The organism is Actinophytocola sp., from assembly GCF_036555685.1.
GTDB lineage: Bacteria > Actinomycetota > Actinomycetes > Mycobacteriales > Pseudonocardiaceae > Actinophytocola.
This window is the reverse complement of sequence record NZ_DATBKY010000300.1, coordinates 1-16,767: the sequence shown is the minus strand read 5'-3', so window position 1 is coordinate 16,767 and position 16,767 is coordinate 1. Positions and strand designations below refer to the sequence as shown.

Below are 16,767 nucleotides of genomic sequence, written 5' to 3'. Positions count from 1 at the left end.
GCAGGTCACGACAGGGCGGCGCGTAGCACCGCCTGATCACGAACGAGCTTGCCGGTCGTCGTGCGGGGCAGTGCCTCCAGCACGTGCATCGTGCGCGGGCGCTTGTAGCCGGCGACCCGTTCGGCGAGCGCCGCCTCGACCCCCTGCCCGGTCGCGCTGCCGTCCAGTTGGACGTAGGCCGTGATCTCCTTGTCGTACAACACGACCGCGCCCACGACGCCGGCCACCGAGGTCAGCGCGTGCTCGACCTCGGTCAGGTCCACCTTCAGTCCGCCGACCGAGACCTGTGAGTCGAGCCGGCCGAGGACGGTGACCAGCCCGGTGTCGGGGTCGACGCGACCGGCGTCCTTGGTGTGCAGCCACCCGTCGGACCACCGGGTCGGGTCGGACAGCCCGACGTACGGCGACTCGGGCCGGCTGACCTGCAGCTCGCCGTCGACCTCGCGGACGGCCAGGCCCGGTGCCGGCATGAGCGAGGGCCGGTGCTCGCCGAAGAGGTCCGTGGCGATGACCCCGACCTCGGTCATGCCCCACATGTTGCCCAGCGGCACGCCGTACTTGTCGTCGAACGTGGCGGCGACCGCGGCCGGCACCAGCTCGCCACCGGTCGTCATGCGCTTGAGCTGGGGCAGCTTCGGCGGGTCGGCGACCGACGCGAGTAGTCCGATGTGGAAGGGGACGCCGAGGACGGTGGCCGGCGTGTCCCCGGCGGCCACCGCCTCGAGGATGGCGTCACCGGTCAGGCGCCGCGGCGGGACCAGCTCGACGCCCGCGTGCAACCCGTACAGCAGCCCGCCGACCAGGCCGAGCACGTGCACCATCGACGGCAGCAGGATGATCCGCTCGCCGCCCAGGGGCACGCCGTCGATCTTGGTGTAGCGGTCGATCTCCGCGACCAGGTCGGCCGCCGTGCGGCCGATGACCTTCGACGGCCCGGTGGAGCCCGAGCTGAGCTGCAGCACGGCATGGGGCGTCCGCGCGGGCTCCCCTTCGCGGGTGATAACCGTTTCGGTGACATCGGCGAAAACGCTGAGCGGGCTGCTGAGCGTCTTGTCCACCTGAACGACCATCTGGACGCCGAGCCGCTCGACGGCCTGGTCCACCTCGTACTGGGTGAGCCGGTGATCGAGGAGCACTGCCTGCGCCCCGATCCGCCACACCGCAAGGAGATTGGCCACGTAGGTGAGCGAGGGCGGCAGCCGCAACGCGACGCAGCCGCCCCGCCCGAGCCCAGCCGCGGTCAGCGCATCCCGGCGTTCTGCGACCAGTTGGCGCAGTGTGGACTGAGCAATCGGCCCAGCCGGCAAGCGCAACGGGACGTTTTTGTCCGGACCTGCCAGTAAGACCTCGTCAACCCATTCCGGTCCGACCTCGGAAGTGACCTCCGCCTGCATTCCCGCGAGCACCGTGGCCCCCACAAAAATCGCAGCCCAAATCAGCCCCCTCAGGGGCTGATGGTTAGCGGGCTGTTATGCCTCTCGACCTGACAGCGCAGGACTGTACGTCAATTCCCACGCCCTGAGAAGCACAACAGTCAACAAAGCTTTACGTAATTGACTGCTGACTCAACGTCAGTCGCCGCAGGCCACAACAGCCCGCCGGATACGGCCGTACGGGCGTATCGCTTGGCAACAAAGGGCTATGGCGACCTGCGCCGGTACTACCTCCGCGCGCGTGCGCGCGCGAGGACGGCCGACGCGCCGGGCAGCAGCGGCACCGCGCGGATCGGACAATTCGCCGCAGCCGGCCGGCGCAATCGTCGGTCGGCCCCCACCGAACGGGCGCCCGGGCGAGTTGGCGACGTATCCGCCGTTCGGCCAAACGGATGAAGAACACCTGTACGCATTTTCCGGCATTCTGCCGCCACTCATCACACCCCGTGACGGTTGCTGGATCAATTCCGCGGAATTTTCGGGCACCCGCCGCCGGCATTCCTGGGTCGAATTAATCGATCAGTCGCTCGGCATTTTCGGCGATTGCTCCGACCCGCGCCGCCGGCGGCCAGGCCCGGCCGGACGCGGCCGGCACCAGCCTGTTGACAGCAGAGGACACCGTGACCGCGCATGGATTCGTCCGACCGGCCACGATGCCGCCATGTCACGGATTCACAAGATCATGAATAGGTCGGAAAAATCGGACTGAAGGAACGTTCCGTTCATCGGGAACATCGGGGTTCACGTCGACCGCGATGCTCCGGTCAATTCCTGGACACGCGCGGGCGGCATGCTCCGGAACGGACGGTGAACACGGTCAGTGGACGTTGGTGGTGACTCGCGATTGGACCGTCAGGGTGAACCGGTCAAGGCCTGGCCAGAAAGGTCGTCACGGTCCGCACGAACCACCCGGGGTCGCCCAGCCAGGGGAAGTGCCCGCCGCCGGGCTGCACGGCGTGCTCCGCGCGCGCGAACAACCCCGCGTACGCCGCCGCCCGCTTCGGCGGGAGCGCGACGTCGTACTCTCCCGAGACCAGCAGCACCGGTACGCCCAGGCCCGCGAGCGCGGACCGCACGGCCGGCGCGTCGACCGCGCCCGGCGCGTAGTACCCGGCGGCCGCCTCGTCGTTGATCTGGGCCGCCTCGCGGGCGGCGTTGGCCCGCGCGGCCTCGTCCCACCGGCCATAGGTGAACGGGGTGATCGCCGTCCAGTCGGCGTCGGTCGGCGCACCGGACCAGATCCGCTCGAAAGCCGCGTACGCGTCCGCGAACCACGGCTCGCCGCGGCGCAGCTCGGCGACCGCGCGGCGATCCGCGTCGGCGATCTCCAGGTCCGCCGCCCGTGCGCTCGGCACGACGAGCACCAGGCGGCCGATGCGGTCGGGGTACCGCGTGGCGTAGAGGATCGCGAGCGTGCCGCCGGCCGAGTGGCCCAGCAGGTCCATTCGAGCCAGTCCCAGGTGCGCGCGCAGCGCCTCGACGTCGCCGACCTGCCGGTCCACCCGGTAGGTGGTGGTGTCTGCCGGCACGGCCGACTCGCCGGTGCCTCGGAGGTCGAGCGTCACCAGCTCGTGCCGGGCGGTCAGGCCACCGAGGTCCCCGAGGTACGCCGACGCCTGCATGGGGCCGCCGGGCAGGCAGACCAGCGGCGTGCCCGCGCCGGCCCGGTGGTACGCGAGAAGGGTGCCGTCGGTACCCCGGAACGTCGCCATCCGTTGATCGTATGGCGACCCCGGTCAGTCCATGCCGGCCGACCTCGACGCGAGCCCGCGCTCGGCCCGCAGCTCCGGCGTGAGCCGCTCACCGATCTGCTCGACGAGCATGGTCATCTCGTAGGCGAGGAGGCCGAGCTCGCAGTCGGGCGCGGCCAGCACCGCGAGGTTCGCGCCCGGGCCCATGGCCATCGTGAACAGGTAGCCCTGCTGCATCTCCACGCACGTCTGGACCATGTCGCCCGCGTCGAACGTCTGCGCCGCGGCCGCGGCCAGGCTCGCGACGCCGGAGGCGATGGCGGCCAGCTGCTCGGCGTTGTCCGGCGGCAGGGTGGACGAGCGGGCGAGCAGGATCCCGTCCGCGGACACGACGACGGTGTGCGCGACATCCGCGACCCGCACCACGAAGTCGTCCAGGAACCAGCTGAGATCCTCCTTGCGATCGGAGGTCATCGGCCGTCCCCCGGTCGGTGATCGGGTGGCTCGTGCTCACCCCGCGCCCGGTCGAGGCCCTGCTTGAAGCCGGTCAACCGGGAGCGGACGCCGTCCGCCCACGGCTGCGACGGCGGCTCCGTCTCGGGAACGTCGTCGGTGCCGCCGGCCAGCCGCCGCTCCCCCGCCGACCCGGGCACCAGGCGTGAGCCGGGCGTGCGGCGCGGGAGCTGGTCGCTGACCTTGGACTGCTGCGCGGTGTCGCCGAGCTTGCGCCGCACGGCGCTCCACCCGTCGTCGCCCGCGGTCGCCCGCCAGTTCAGGGCCGAGGAGGAGAGGGCGTCGGGGTCGACGCGCTTGCCGTTCTTCTTGCCCTTGCCCGTCGAGCCGTTCCCGTTCCCTTTCCCCGCGCCGTTCCCGTTGCCGTCCTGGTTGCCCAGGTTCGCCGGCACGGTGCGCTGGAACCACGGGGACCGGGCAAGCCCCTCGGAGGCCGCATGCGCGGGCTCCGAGCGCCGCGGAACGGCGGGATGCTGCCCGGTGCCGGGCCCGTTCCGCACCGGCTGCGGCCCGGACGGCGGCCCGCCCTGCACCCGCTGCGGCCCCGACGGCGGCCCGCTCTGGACCGCGGGCTGCTGGCCGGTCGCCGGGCCGTTCCGCACCGCGGGGTGCCGGCCCGTGCCGGGCCCGCTCTGCACCGGCTGCGGCCCGGACGGCGGTCCCGTCCGGATCGCGGGCTGCTGGCCGGTACCGGGACCGTTCCGCACCGCGGGCTGCTGCCCGGTACTCGGGCCGTTCCGCACCGCGGGCTGCTGCCGGGTACTCGGGCCGTTCCGCACGGCCGGATGCTGCCCGGTGCCCGGACCACTCTGCGCCGAGGAACGCTTCCCGGTGCCCCGACCGCCCTTGACCGCAGGATTCTTGCCCGTACCCGGCCCGTTCTGCGCCGGCGGCTTCCCCGTACCCGGACCGCTCGGCGCCGACGGATGCTTCCCGGTGCCCGGACCGCCCTTGACCGCGGCGTGCTTGCCCGTACCCGGGCCGTTCTGGACCGCGGCATGCTTGCCGGTGCCGGGCCCGTTCTGGTCCGGCTGCGGGCCGGTCGGGATCCGTTGCGGGCCGGTGCCCGGACCCGTCTGCACCGGCAACGGCCCACTGCTCGGGCCGGTCGGAATCCGCTCCGTGCCCGTACCCGGCCCGGTCGGCACCGGCAACGGCCCACTGCTCGGCCCGGTCGGAATCCGCTCCGTGCCCGTACCCGGCCCGGTCGGCACCGGCAACGGCCCACTGCTCGGCCCGGTCGGAATCCGCTGCGGGCCCGTACCCGGACCCGTCTGCACCGGCTGCGGGCCCGAACCCGTCACCGGGGCCGTCTGCGACGTGTGCGGGCCGGGCACCGGGCTCGTCGGCGCCGTCTGGTTCGGGCGGGCCACCGGCTGCATCCGGGTGACCGAGTGCGGTCCATTGTGGACCGTCGTCGGCTGGCCGCTGTTGTCGGCCACCGTCGTGGCGCCCGTGCGTGCGGTCGGCAGCGACGTGGTCAGCCCGCCGCGCACCTCCGTCGGATCCTTCGAGCCCACCGGCGGTGGCGGAGGGCTCGCCGGCGGCGCCGGGCTGGTGATCGACTTCGGCAGCACCACCACGGCCGACGTCCCGGAGTTGAACTCGCCGTGCAGCCGGACCTTGATGTCGTGACGTTTCGCCAGCCGTGCGACCACGTACAGGCCCATCCGCCGCGACACCGCGAGGTCGAACGGCGGCGGGTTGACCAGCCGCTTGTTGATGTCGGCCAGCTCCTCCTCGGAGAGGCCGAGGCCGCTGTCGGAGATCTGCACGGCGAGCTCGCCGCTGCGCACGTGCGTCGAGGTCACGGTGACCTTCGTGTCCGCGGCGGAGAACTTCGTGGCGTTGTCCAGCAGCTCCGCCATCAGGTGCACCACGTCGTTGACGACGCGGCCCTGCACGAGCGTATCCGGGCCGGCCGTCACCACGACCCGGGCATAGTTCTCGATCTCAGACTGTGCGGCCCCGATGACCTCCGTGATCGGCACCGGCTTGGACGACCGCCGCGCCACGCCGACGCCGGAGAGGATCAGCAGGTTCTCGCTGTTGCGCCGCATCCGGGCGGCCAGGTGGTCGAGCACGAAGAACTGCGCGAGCTGGTCCGGGTCCTGCTCGTTCTGCTCGAGCTTGTCCAGCTCGGACAGCTGGCGCTCGACGAGCGCCTGCGTGCGCCGCGACAGGTTGACGAACATGTCGTTGACGTTGTCCCGCAGGACTGCCTGCTCGGTCGCCAGCCGAACCGCGCGCTCGTGCACGACGTCGAACGAGCGGGCGACCTGACCGATCTCCTCGCTCGTGTCCACCGGCATCGGCGCGACCGCGTTCTTCGCCGCCTCCACCGGGTTCGCGTCGTCGAGGATGCGTTCGATCGTCTTCGGCAGCGTCACGTTGGCGACCTTGAGCGCGCCACGGCGCAACCGGCGCAGCGGGTTCACCAGGGACTGCGTCATCGCGAGCATCAGCGCCAGCGCGGCCAGCATCGCCCCGACGACGATCAGCGCGACCTTCCACGCCGTCGCCGTGGCCTCGCTCGCCAGGCCGGACGCCTGCGTGCGCAGCGACGCGATGAGGTTCGTCTCGACCCCGCGGAGCTTGTTGTTCGCCGCCGTGCTGGCGTCGCGCAGTGTCTTGAGGTCGAAGTCGAGCGGCGCGTTGGGATCCGAGCCGGACAGCGCGGCCTGCGCGAAGTCCCGCCGCTTGTCGACCTCGGTGCCGCTGTAGCCGTCGTTGTACTGCTGCTGCTCGTCCGGCGTCGCGATGGCGAAGAACTCGGCGATCGACGAGTCGAACCCGGCCGCGGCCGCCTCGGCCTCGTTCTGCACGGTCGAGGAGCGGAAGCTGTTGCGCACGGCCGAAACCATGAGTAGAGCGTCCAACTGGGACGCTCGTTCCTTGGCCTGGCCGATGGTCTGCACCGCGGCGCTCAGCCGGGAGGGCCCCTGGCCGGTGGCGTTGCCCGCCGTGGTGAGCTCACGGCCGAGCTGGACCAGCGGGTCGATCACCGCGTTGTACGCGCTCAGCACCGCCAGGTCGGGATAGGTGCCCGACCGGGCGAGGTTGCGTAGCGGCGCCAGCTGGGAGAGCTTGTTGAACGCGTAGTTGTAGCGCCCCTTGCTCTCCGCGTCGGCCAGATCCAGGATGCCGATCTTGTCCCGCAGCTCCGAGATCGCCGCGTCGGTCTGCCGGAAGACGTTGGCCGTGTCCTCGTTGTTCGCGATCGAGCCGTCGGCGACGGCCGACGCCACGGCGCCGCGTTCGCCCTGCAGCTGGTGCACGACCTCGGTGATCAGCATGGACGTGTCGACCTGGCTGACGATCCGGTCGAAGTCTTCCGCGGTCGACAGCTCGGTGTCGATCCGCAGGCCGGCGAAGGCCAGCGCGGTCATGGCGGGAACCGCCACGACCACCGACATCTTCGTGCGCAGCCGCCAGTTCCGCGGCTGCCACCGCTCCGGCGTCGTGCGCTTCCCCGGCGCACGGCGCCTCCCCGCCTTGTTGTGGACCTCCCCAGCGTCGCGAGACGCCATCAGGCACTGCTCCGGAGGAACTGCCGGAGGCCTGTCCGCACCAAGCCTCGCTCGCACATGAGATAACCACCCCGACTCACTCGGCTACCCATTGTTAAGCCTGGAAGTTAGTCGAGGTCGGCCAAAATGTCAGCGTCGAGCGGGCCCATTGGGGCTGCTTGCCCGTCCAGACCTGGATGATCTTCGTCTTTTTGGACCAATTTCAGCCGAACGGCCTACATCAATCGCTGTGTGTTACCGATTTGTTGCGTTTGGTTGGTACCGAGAGACGCCACCCGTCGGGCGCGGGGCATGCGCACGGGTGTCATCACGAGTCGTCACTGAGGAGCAGGCCACAGAACAGCCAGTGACTCTACCGCACGAGCGGCTCCACGCCTATAGCTCGTGGCACCCAAGTCGATCGTCCGAAGTAGAACCGCAGGCAGCAGGTCGTCCTATTTGGACACAAATTGTGCCAGGTGCCGCCCGGTTGGTCCAGACATTCCGCTTTTCGGCCCAGTGCTGGGCCGAACGGCCTAAGTCGAGAGCTGTGTGTTGCGGTCCGGTCGCCGTCGGCTAATCTCGCTCTCCGGTGAAATCGCGACGTACGCTCGGCGCTCTCGCGGCGGTGACCATGCTCTTCGGCACCGCCGGCTGTGGCATCTTCGTCGGCACGTCGCAGCAGTCGACCGAGTCGCCCGATGGACAGGTCGAGAAGTCGACCATCACGATCGGCGTCGATCCCTCCATCGGCATGGCCCCGCTCTACGTCGCGCGGGATCAGGGCTACTTCGCCGAGGAAGGCCTCGACGTCAAGATCGTCACCCTGACCGGCAGCGGTGAGAATCTCGACCGCCTGCTCGCCGGCGACGTCGACCTCACCTTCGCCAACTATCCGGCGATCGTCCGGGCGCAGCAGAAGGCCGCGGGGAAGGCCGAGGTCAAGATCGTGGCGGACGCCGTCGCGGCCAAGCCGGACTCCAGCGCGGTCGTGGTCAACAAGGACTCGCCGTACCGCAACCCGGACGACCTCGAGGACAAGACGATCGGCGTGCCGGCGCGGGGCGGCATCGCCGAGCTCGCGGTGAAGTCCGGCATGAGGGCCGCCCGCGCGGATCCGTCCGGCGTCGACTGGCAGGTCATGAGGTTCGCGGACATGCTGCCGAAGCTGCAGGGCGGGGAGATCGACGCGGCGTACCTCGAGGAGCCGTACCTCACCGTCGCCCAGGCGCAGCTCGGCGTGTGGACGGTCTTCCAGCCGATGGTCGGCCGCCTCGACGGCATCGGCCTGTCCGGGTACGCGGCACTGGAGAAGACCACGCAGGCGTACCCGAACACGGTCGCGGCGTTCCAGCGTGCCGTGCTCAAGGTGCACCGCTCGGCGACGACCCCGGAGGGGCAGAAGGCGCTGAACGGCGCGCTGATCTCCAAGCTCCACATCGATCCGGAGATCGCCGCCGTGCTGCACCTGCCGGCCTACCCGCTGACCGCGGACCCGACGCGGCTGCAACGCGTGCCGGACCTCATGCGTGAGTACGGGATCATCAAGAAGGCCTTCGACATCCGGCCGATGATCCTGCAGGGCAAGAGCTGACCGCGGGCCGAGCCTGCCGCCGCCGTGCCCGGCCCGCGCGAGTGGAGTAGAACGGCGGGCATGACGACGAAGGTGACCGTGCTCGGCACGGGGATCATGGGTGCCGGGATGGCGCGCAACCTCGTGCGCGCCGGCTTCGACGTGACCGTCTGGAACCGCACCGCCGACCGGGCCGCCCCGCTGGCCGGCGACGGCGCCTCCGTCGCCACGGACGCGGCGGCCGCCGTCGAGGGCGCGGACGTCGTGCTGACGATGCTGTTCGACGAGGTCGCGGTGGCCGGCGTGCTGGACGAGGCGCTGCCGCGGATCCGCGCCGGCGCCTTGTGGATCCAGTCGAGCACGGTCGGCATCGAGGCCACCGAGCGGTTCGCCGACCTGGCCGCGCGGCACGGCCTCGGCTTCCTGGACGCGCCCGTCCTCGGTACCCGGCAGCCGGCCGAGCAGGGCAAGCTGACCGTCCTCGCCGCCGGCCCGGCGGACCTGCGCGAGCCGGCCACTCCGGTGCTCGACGCCGTCGGCGCGCGGACCGTGTGGGTCGGCGAGCGCCCCGGCGACGGACACCGGCTCAAGCTCGTCGCCAACGCCTGGGTCCTGTCGATCACCACCGCGACCGCGCAGAGCATCGCGCTCGCCGAGCGGCTCGGCCTCGACCCGCGGCTGTTCCTCGACGTGATCGGCGGCGGCCCGACCGACAGCGCGTACGCCCAGGTCAAGGGCGGCAACATGATCAGCGGCGAGCTCGCCCCGGCATTCGCCCTCGGCGGCGCGGTGAAGGACGCCGGCCTGATCCTCCAGGCGTTGCGCGACACGGGCGTCGACGAGCGGCTCATGGCGGCGGTCCACGCGCAGCTCAGCTCCGCCGCGGACGCCGGGCACGGCGACAAGGACATGGCCGCGGTCATCCACACCACCAGGCCATAGCTCGGGCGAACCCCGGGGTACCCCCTCTCGGGACCGGGGGTCTCCCCGATGTCCCGGCACCCACGCCGACCTAGCGTCAGATCCGAACCAGACACGGACAGACGCGAAGGAGCCGGCCGTGAGCACGCAGCGCAGCACCCAGACCATCACCGCGGTGCCGGCGCTCCCGGCCGTCCACGAGCGGTACGCCGACGTCGCCGACCGCAGGCTCGCGGTCGCACTGTCCACCGAGGACGCCGCCGAGGAACGTGGCGAACTGGACCCCCTCGAACGCACCACCTGCTACACGCACCGGCGCTGGCTGCACCACTGCGTCTCCTCGCCGCTGCACGTCATCGTCGTGACCGGCCACCGCTGGTGCCGCAGATGCGAGTGCGCGGTCAACGTCGCGATCGACCAGCTGACCGGTGACGTCACCCTGACCTGCCCGAAGTGCCACGGGATGCCGCCCGGTGCGGCGAACCGGCAGATCGTGCGCTGTTGCCGCGCGAGCCTGGCCGCCGCGCACGACTCGGATCACGACGCCGTCCGGGCGCTGCGCGCAGTCGCCTAGGACCGGCGGGCTGCTTCGCGGCGCGCCCGGACCTTGCGGTAGCTCCAGTACAGCAGCGCGAACAGGATCAACCCGGAAAGGATGAGGCTCGACCCGGCGCTCCACCCGCTGAACGGCAGCCACGACACCAGGCCCCACACGATCCCGGCGGCGATCAGCCCGAGCCCGGCGCAGACCGAGCCGGCGATCCGCAGCGGCGAGGACACGCTCTGCTCGGCGGCCTTCATCGCCCGGTCCCGCACGGGGTCGACGTAGCGCTCGAGCGCGGGGTACTCCGAGGCGAGGATCAGCAACCCGGCCAGCACCAGCAGGAGGCCGGGCCCGGGCAGCACGAGCAGCGCGAGGCCGGCGAGGAGGACGAGGGCGCCGGCGACCGAGATCGCCACGCGCTTCATCTGATGCGTTGCTGCCATGTTGTCAGCCATTGTGGCCCGTTTGGTCCGATCACGCCCGATCAACGTCGCAGGCGTGCCGTGGGTTCCGGCCGCGCACGCGGTCACTGGTCCAGCGCATCGGCCGCCGCCGCGGCGACCGCTGCCGCCGTGGCGGCCAGCGCGGGCGAGTCGAGCTTCCACTGCTGCCAGTAGAGCGGCACGTCCACCGCCCGCCGCGGGTCCAGCAGGACCAGCTCCCCCGCACGCAGCCGGGGGCCGGCCTGCGCGGCCGGCACCAGGCCCCAGCCCATGCCGGCGGTGACCGCGTCCGCGAAGCCCTCCGACGACGGCACGTAGTGCCGCAGCGGGCCGGCGTCGCGGCCGCTGGTGAGGCGGCGGGCGAACGAGTCCTGCAGGTCGTCGTTGCGGTCGAACAGCACGACCGGCACCGTGCCGACGGCCTGGCGCAGCGAGCGGCCCCGCAGCCGACGCCCGACATAGGACGGGCTCGCCACCGGCAGGTACCGCATCCGCCCCAGCGGCGTGACCGAGCAGCCCTGCACCGGCTCCGGCGACGACGTCACGGCCGCCATCACCACGCCTTCGCGCAGCAGCGTGGTCGTGTGGCCCTCGTCCTCGCGGTGCAGCTCGAAGCACGTCCGTAGCGACTCCGGCACGCGGCCGAGCGCGGGCAGGAACCACGTCGCGAGCGAGTCCGCGTTCACCGCGATCGGCAGCGTCGCGGGCTCGTCGCCGTCCGCCATGCCGAGCTCCGCGCGGGCGTCGAGCTCGAGGCGGGCGAGCTGGCGGGCGAACCGGACGACCACCTGGCCGGACTCGGTCAGCCGGACCGGTTTCGTGCGCAGCAGCAGCACGCGGCCGACCCCCTGCTCGAGCGCCTTCAGCCGCTGGCTGACCGCGGACGGCGTCACGTGCAACGCGGCCGCGGCCGCGTCGAGCGTGCCCTCGTCGGCGACCGCGAGGAGCGTGCGAACCTGATCGACCGGCATCACGAGCGCTAATGATACCTAAGAATCCTTAGCTCGACGTGCGCTCTGTCGCTGCTTAGCGTGGTGGCATGCTGCTCGCCATGGCGGCCGGTTTCGGCACCGGCCTCTCCCTCATCGTGGCCATCGGCGCGCAGAACGCGTTCGTGTTGCGCCAGGGCATCCGCCGCCACGCGGTGCCCGCCGTGGTCGCGATCTGCGCGATCTCCGACGCGGTGCTGATCGCGCTGGGCGTGGCCGGCGTCGGGTCGATCGTGCGGGCGCAGCCGGTCGTGCTGACCGTCGTCGGCCTCGTCGGTGGCGCCTTCCTCGTCGGCTACGGCCTGCTCGCGGTCCGGCGGATGTTCCGGCCGGCGGCCATGACCGCCGACGGCAGCGCCGCGGGGGCCACCCGCGGCGCGGTGCTGACGTGCCTCACGATGACCTGGCTCAACCCGCACGTGTACCTCGACACCGTGCTGCTGCTCGGCTCGGTCGCCGCCACGCACGGTGCGCTGCGGTGGGACTTCGGCGTCGGTGCGGCCTTCGCGAGCCTGTGCTGGTTCGCCGCGCTCGGCTTCGGCGCGCGGCTGCTCGGCCGATTCTTCGCCCGCCCCGCCGCGTGGCGGCTGCTGGACGGTCTGGTCGCCGCCACGATGATCACCCTGGGCGTGACGCTGCTGGCCCGTTAGCGAGCGCGTAGATGATCGCCGTGCACGCACCGCCGGGTGGGTGAGCGGCGGTAGTGCGGCCCGGGTCGCCGCGGGCCGGTGCACGGTGCGGCGGTGGCGAGCCGTGCCGCTGCCCGGTCAGTCGAGGTGTAGCCGGACCTGCAGCGGCAGGTGGTCGGAGGGGAACTCTCCCTTGCGGCTGAAGGTGTTCAGCCCGACCGCGTCGACGGTGACCTTGCCGCGGGTGAGCACCCAGTCGATGCGCCGGCCGTTGACGCGCAGCGGGACGTAGTGGTGCCAGGAGCCGTACGCCGGGGTAAGCCGGTGCCGCGCCGCGCGCCAGGACTCGGTCAGGCCGGTGCCGGTCGTGAGGATGTCGTACGGCGCGGAGTTCTCGGCGGCGTCGTTGAAGTCGCCGGTGACGATGATCGGCAGGTCCGCGGGGAAGGCCCCGATGCGGTCGCGGATGAGCTCCGCGGCTCGGGTGCGGGAGTACGCCGACTCGTCGTCGAGGTGGGTGTTGAGGGCGATGAACTCGCGGCCCGTGCGCTTGTCGTGAAAGCGGACCCAGGTGACCATGCGGACCGAGTCGTTGCCCCAGGTGTTCGAGCCGACCACGTCCGGCGTGTCGGAGAGCCAGAAGTGGTCGTACGCAACGGGTTCCAGCCGGTCCGTGTCGAAGAAGATCGCCACGAACTCGTCTCGGCTGCCGCCCTTGCGCCCCTCTCCGATCCAGTCGTACCGGTCGGGCAGGTCCTCGGCGATGTCGCGCAGCTGGCCGTAGAAGCCCTCCTGGGTGCCGAGAAGCGTCGGCTGCTCGAGGCGCAGCAGCGCGGCCATGATCGGGCGACGCTGCGACCACGTGTGCGGCCCGCGCTCCGAGGCGAACCGCAGGTTGAACGACATGACATGCAGCTCGTCACCCCGCGCCGCACCGATCAGCGGCCCACCCCGATCCCGGGCGGCCGCCATGGGCTGGGCCAGCGGCAGCACGCTCCCCACCACGAGCACGCATACCAGGCCGAGCAGGCGTCCCCACCGGCGACGCATGGCACCTCCGATCACGCACCTCCGATCACGCGGCGGCGATCCGGCCTGGTGACCATTGTAGGGACGTGCCCCCACCGGGTGATCTTTCATACCAGGGGGGAAACACCTCGTAACGGACCGCCTGCGGGCAGCGAGTAACGAACCGTTGTGCCGGCGCGGGGGTCGGCTTTCCGCGATCCAGATGGAGTCGTATCTATGAGGCTGCCTCGAATTGCCGCCATCGGCGTGGTGGTCGCCGCGGTCCTGTTCGCCGTGCCCGCCGCGGCCGGCGCGGCACCGCCCGATCCCAGCGCCGTGACCGCCGGCGACACCACCCTCGACCGGGGCCAGACGTTCACGGTGACGCAGGAGGTGTTCAACCCGAACGATTTCGCGATCACCGGGGCGCGGCCGACCCTGATCGGCCTCGTCGACGTCGCCGACATCGTCTCCTGCGACGGCAGCGTGTTCAGCTGCGACGTGTTCCTGGACAGCTTCCGCTCGTACGCCGGGGACCTCGCGCCAGGCGCCTCGCACACGGTCACGTGGACGCTGCGGATCAAGGACGACGCGGCACCCGGCACCGTCGCGCTGCGCCACCAGCTCGACGGCGAGAACTTCCAGTTCCCGTCGGCGGCCGGTCCCACGCTGACGATCAACGGGCCGCAGGAGGCCGACCTCGGGGTGTCGATCAACGCCACGCCGCGCCAGGTGCGCACCTCGCGGATCGAGTACACGGTCACCGTGGGCAACGCGGGCCCGGCTGCCGCGACCGGCGTGCGGCTCGTGGCGACCCTCGCCAGGGGCCTGGTGTTCGCCGGCTCCGACGACTGCGTGCGGGTCGGCACCACCCGCACGGTCAACTGCGACCTCGCGACGCTGGCGTCGGGGGCGAACGCCACGGTGACCTTCGCCGCGCGCACCCAGCTGCTCGCCATCGGCCAGCTCGTCACGACCGTCCAGCGCCAGCAGAGCACCCCGGCCGACCCGAACGCGGCCAACGACCGCGCCAGCAAGACCTGCTCGGCCCTCACCGGCCTGCTCGTCCGCTGCTGACGCGCTTACCAGGTGGCGGGGCCGTGGCGGCCCCGCCACCGTCATTCCCGGGTGCGGTAGGCCTGCGGGCTCACACCGTACTCGCGTTCGAACGCGGTGCTCAGGAGGGCGAACGAGCTGCCGCAGCCCACCTGGCGGGCCACCCGCTTGCCGCTTTACTTGTACCCATGACGACTGACAAGACCTTCCTGGTCGTGGGCGGCACCGGCAAGACCGGCCGGCGGGTCGCCGACCGGCTGCGCGCCCGGGGACACGCGGTGCGCGCGGTGTCGCGCGCCACCGAGCCGCCGTTCGACTGGTACGACGAGACGACCTGGGGAGCCGTCCTGGACGTCCCGGTCGAGGCCGCCTACCTCACGTTCCAGCCAGACCTCGCGCTGCCCGGTGCGGCCGAGCGGATCCGGGCGTTCAGCACGCTGGCCGCGGCGAAGGGCGTGCACCGGCTGGTGCTGCTGTCCGGCCGCGGCGAGCCGGAGACCGAGCCGAGCGAGCGGGCCGTTCGGGAGTCCGGTGTGGACTGGACGGTCGTGCGCTGCGCGTGGTTCGCCCAGAACTTCAGCGAGGGCTTCCTGCTGCCACTGGTCATGGCCGGCGACTTCACGGTGCCGGCGGGCGAGGTCGGCGAGCCGTTCGTCGACCTCGACGACGTCGCGGACGTCGTGGTCGAAGCGCTCGTCGCACCCGGCCACGCCGGCGAGGAGTACGACCTGACCGGCCCGCGGCTGCTCACGTTCGCCGACGCCGCGGCCGAGATCGCCGCCGTGTCCGGGCGGGCGGTGCGCTACCGGCCCGGCTCCCCCGAGATGTTCGCGGCTTCGCTCGACCTGCCCGCGGAGGCGGCGATGCCGTTGGCGGAGCTGTTCGAGCGGGTGCTGGACGGCCGCAACGAGTTCGTGACCGGCGACGTCGAGCGGGTGCTCGGCCGGCCGGCCCGGGACTTCGCGGACTACGCGAAGGCGGCCGCGGACGCGTGGAGTCGGTGAGCCGCATGGGAATCGCCGTGCTGGTGGCCGCCACGATCGCGGCCGGGCTGGTCGCCGGGCTCTTCTACGCGTACTCGATCTCGGTCATGCCGGGCCTGGCCCGCGGCGACGACAAGACGTTCGTCGAAGGCATGCGCGGGATCAACATCGCGATCATCAACGGCTGGTTCATGCTGGCGTTCCTGGGCGCGCCGCTGCTGGCCGCGGTCGCCGGGGTGCTCCACCTGAACGCGGGCGCGACGCTGTGGTGGGTCGTGGCGGGCTTCGCCTGCCTGCTCGCGACGATCGTCGTAACCCGGGCCGTGCACATCCCGCTGAACGACGCGCTGGATGCGGGCCGGGACGGCTACGCGGAGCTGCGCGCCCGCTTCGAGTCGTCCTGGGTGCGGTGGAACGTGCTGCGCACGGTCGTGTCGCTCGCCGGGTTCGGCTGCCTGGTCGCGGCCCTGGTCAGCCGCGCCCGCGCGTGAGGCGCGGGGACACACGTTCCGCGCGCACCGGCTGTGGTCGCGGGCGCCGGAGGCGTTCCAGACGTCGAGGCGCACGCCGCGGTGGCCGAACCGCGGCACACGATGACCCACGTGCTGCGCGGACGCCGCCTCGCATCGCGAGCGGTAGGTTGCCGCGGTGATGGAGACAGACCTCCGCCTCGCCGACGGGCGCACGCTGCACGTCTACGACACGGGCCGGGCCGGCGAGCTCACCGTGTTCTGGCACCACGGCACGCCGAACATCGGCGCCCCGCCGGAGCCGCTTTTCGAGGTCTCGGACCGGCTCGGCATCCGCTGGGTGTCACACGACCGGCCCGGCTATGGCGGCTCGACGCCGCGGCCGGGCCGGACCGTCGGGTCGGTGGCCGAGGACGTGGTGGCGATCGCGGACGCGCTGGACGTCGAGCGGTTCGCGGTGTTCGGCCACTCCGGCGGCGGCTCCCATGCGCTCGCGTGCGGCGCACTGCTGTCCGATCGGGTCATCGCCGTGGTCAGCGCGGCCGGCATCGCGCCGTTCGGCGCCGACGGGCTCGACTGGTTCGCCGGCATGTCGGACTCGAGCCTCGGCTCGCTGCGGGCCGCCGCCGCGGGCCGGGCGGCGAAGGAGGCCTACGAGGCGCGGGACGACAACCCCGAGATGGAGTTCGCCGCGGCCGACCTGGCCGCCTTCGAGGGGCCGTGGGGCTGGTTCGGCTCGGTCGTCGGTCCCGCTCTCGAGGGGGGCCGCGGCGCGCTTGTCGACGACGACCTCGCCTACGTCTCGCCGTGGGGTGCCGACCCGGCCGCGATCACCGCGCCGGTCCTCCTGCTGCACGGCGGCCTGGACCGGACGATTCCGAGCACGCATGCGGAATGGCTGGCCGCGCACTGCCCCACCGCGGAGCTACGACTGTCCATGCAGGACGGTCACATCTCGGTACTGTCCGCTGCGCCGGCGGCCCTGGAATGGCTCCGGGGCGCCGG

Annotated in this window: 15 protein-coding genes and 1 pseudogene; 8 read left to right on the top strand and 8 right to left on the bottom strand. The window is 71.9% G+C overall.

What is annotated here, in order from left to right; all coding sequences use genetic code 11:
• Nucleotides 1–5: 5 nt before the first annotated feature.
• The 4 genes from VH969_RS31270 to VH969_RS31255 form a co-directional block, all read right to left on the bottom strand.
• Nucleotides 6–1,394 carry a class I adenylate-forming enzyme family protein gene (locus tag VH969_RS31270; protein WP_331980873.1) on the bottom strand — a complete coding sequence of 463 codons (1,389 nt, stop codon included), beginning with the start codon at nt 1,392–1,394 and terminating at the stop codon, nt 6–8.
• Between the two features lie 905 nt (nt 1,395–2,299).
• Nucleotides 2,300–3,145 carry an alpha/beta fold hydrolase gene (locus VH969_RS31265; protein WP_331980871.1) on the bottom strand — a complete coding sequence of 282 codons (846 nt, stop codon included), beginning with the start codon at nt 3,143–3,145 and terminating at the stop codon, nt 2,300–2,302.
• A gap of 24 nt (nt 3,146–3,169) precedes the next feature.
• The gene (locus tag VH969_RS31260; protein ID WP_331980869.1) at nt 3,170–3,598 is read right to left on the bottom strand and encodes a roadblock/LC7 domain-containing protein; all 429 of its coding nucleotides are present in this window, start codon (nt 3,596–3,598) and stop codon (nt 3,170–3,172) included.
• Entirely contained in the window at nt 3,595–7,167 is a 3,573-nt protein-coding gene (locus tag VH969_RS31255; RefSeq protein ID WP_331980867.1) for a sensor histidine kinase, read from the bottom strand. Before VH969_RS31255 ends, VH969_RS31260 begins: the two co-directional genes overlap by 4 nt.
• Nucleotides 7,168–7,738: 571 nt before the next feature.
• Between VH969_RS31255 and VH969_RS31250 the strand changes: the two genes are divergently transcribed.
• From VH969_RS31250 to VH969_RS31240, 3 genes are all read left to right on the top strand, one after another.
• Nucleotides 7,739–8,740 carry an ABC transporter substrate-binding protein gene (locus VH969_RS31250; protein WP_331980865.1) on the top strand — a complete coding sequence of 334 codons (1,002 nt, stop codon included), beginning with the start codon at nt 7,739–7,741 and terminating at the stop codon, nt 8,738–8,740.
• Nucleotides 8,741–8,800: 60 nt separating this feature from the next.
• Nucleotides 8,801–9,661: an NAD(P)-dependent oxidoreductase gene (locus VH969_RS31245; protein ID WP_331980863.1), complete on the top strand. Its 861-nt coding sequence runs from the start codon at nt 8,801–8,803 to the stop codon at nt 9,659–9,661.
• A 118-nt stretch (nt 9,662–9,779) separates the two neighbouring features.
• The gene (locus VH969_RS31240) at nt 9,780–10,214 is read left to right on the top strand and encodes a hypothetical protein (RefSeq protein WP_331980861.1); all 435 of its coding nucleotides are present in this window, start codon (nt 9,780–9,782) and stop codon (nt 10,212–10,214) included.
• Here VH969_RS31240 and VH969_RS31235 read toward each other — a convergent pair.
• Both VH969_RS31235 and VH969_RS31230 read right to left on the bottom strand, forming a co-directional pair.
• Nucleotides 10,211–10,627, bottom strand: coding sequence for a PGPGW domain-containing protein (locus VH969_RS31235; protein WP_331980859.1), 417 nt, complete (start codon nt 10,625–10,627; stop codon nt 10,211–10,213). The two genes, VH969_RS31240 and VH969_RS31235, sit on opposite strands and share 4 nt — an antisense overlap.
• Nucleotides 10,628–10,710: 83 nt before the next feature.
• Nucleotides 10,711–11,598 carry a LysR family transcriptional regulator ArgP gene (locus VH969_RS31230; RefSeq protein ID WP_331980925.1) on the bottom strand — a complete coding sequence of 296 codons (888 nt, stop codon included), beginning with the start codon at nt 11,596–11,598 and terminating at the stop codon, nt 10,711–10,713.
• Between the two features lie 68 nt (nt 11,599–11,666).
• On the opposite strand from VH969_RS31230, the gene VH969_RS31225 reads away from it, so the two are divergent.
• Entirely contained in the window at nt 11,667–12,266 is a 600-nt protein-coding gene (locus tag VH969_RS31225; RefSeq protein ID WP_331980857.1) for a LysE/ArgO family amino acid transporter, read from the top strand.
• A 117-nt stretch (nt 12,267–12,383) separates the two neighbouring features.
• Here VH969_RS31225 and VH969_RS31220 read toward each other — a convergent pair whose 3' ends face one another.
• On the bottom strand, nt 12,384–13,295 hold the full coding sequence (locus VH969_RS31220) for an endonuclease/exonuclease/phosphatase family protein (RefSeq protein ID WP_331980855.1): 912 nt from the start codon (nt 13,293–13,295) through the stop codon (nt 12,384–12,386).
• A 195-nt stretch (nt 13,296–13,490) separates the two neighbouring features.
• On the opposite strand from VH969_RS31220, the gene VH969_RS31215 reads away from it, so the two are divergent.
• A complete protein-coding gene (locus VH969_RS31215; protein ID WP_331980853.1) occupies nt 13,491–14,330 on the top strand; it encodes a hypothetical protein in 840 nt (279 codons plus the stop codon).
• Between the two features lie 41 nt (nt 14,331–14,371).
• Here the strand turns inward: VH969_RS31215 and VH969_RS31210 are convergent.
• Nucleotides 14,372–14,473, bottom strand: a pseudogene (locus VH969_RS31210) (AraC family transcriptional regulator); the annotation flags it as partial.
• 24 nt (nt 14,474–14,497) lie between these two features.
• Between VH969_RS31210 and VH969_RS31205 the strand changes: the two are divergent.
• The 3 genes from VH969_RS31205 to VH969_RS31195 form a co-directional block, all read left to right on the top strand.
• On the top strand, nt 14,498–15,313 hold the full coding sequence (locus VH969_RS31205; protein ID WP_331980851.1) for a Rossmann-fold NAD(P)-binding domain-containing protein: 816 nt from the start codon (nt 14,498–14,500) through the stop codon (nt 15,311–15,313).
• Between the two features lie 5 nt (nt 15,314–15,318).
• Entirely contained in the window at nt 15,319–15,783 is a 465-nt protein-coding gene (locus VH969_RS31200) for an anthrone oxygenase family protein (RefSeq protein WP_331980923.1), read from the top strand.
• Between the two features lie 160 nt (nt 15,784–15,943).
• Nucleotides 15,944–16,767, top strand: an 824-nt coding sequence (locus tag VH969_RS31195; protein WP_331980849.1) for an alpha/beta fold hydrolase, incomplete at its 3' end; no start/stop codon positions are given.

Coding starts and splice junctions, on each gene's coding strand:
- VH969_RS31270 (WP_331980873.1), bottom strand. CDS start 1,394: ATGCAGGCGGAGGTCACTTCCGAGGTCGGACCGGAATGGGTTGACGAG.
- VH969_RS31265 (WP_331980871.1), bottom strand. CDS start 3,145: ATGGCGACGTTCCGGGGTACCGACGGCACCCTTCTCGCGTACCACCGG.
- VH969_RS31260 (WP_331980869.1), bottom strand. CDS start 3,598: ATGACCTCCGATCGCAAGGAGGATCTCAGCTGGTTCCTGGACGACTTC.
- VH969_RS31255 (WP_331980867.1), bottom strand. CDS start 7,167: ATGGCGTCTCGCGACGCTGGGGAGGTCCACAACAAGGCGGGGAGGCGC.
- VH969_RS31245 (WP_331980863.1), top strand. CDS start 8,801: ATGACGACGAAGGTGACCGTGCTCGGCACGGGGATCATGGGTGCCGGG.
- VH969_RS31235 (WP_331980859.1), bottom strand. CDS start 10,627: ATGGCAGCAACGCATCAGATGAAGCGCGTGGCGATCTCGGTCGCCGGC.
- VH969_RS31230 (WP_331980925.1), bottom strand. CDS start 11,598: ATGCCGGTCGATCAGGTTCGCACGCTCCTCGCGGTCGCCGACGAGGGC.
- VH969_RS31225 (WP_331980857.1), top strand. CDS start 11,667: ATGCTGCTCGCCATGGCGGCCGGTTTCGGCACCGGCCTCTCCCTCATC.
- VH969_RS31220 (WP_331980855.1), bottom strand. CDS start 13,295: ATGCGTCGCCGGTGGGGACGCCTGCTCGGCCTGGTATGCGTGCTCGTG.
- VH969_RS31215 (WP_331980853.1), top strand. CDS start 13,491: ATGAGGCTGCCTCGAATTGCCGCCATCGGCGTGGTGGTCGCCGCGGTC.
- VH969_RS31205 (WP_331980851.1), top strand. CDS start 14,498: ATGACGACTGACAAGACCTTCCTGGTCGTGGGCGGCACCGGCAAGACC.
- VH969_RS31200 (WP_331980923.1), top strand. CDS start 15,319: ATGGGAATCGCCGTGCTGGTGGCCGCCACGATCGCGGCCGGGCTGGTC.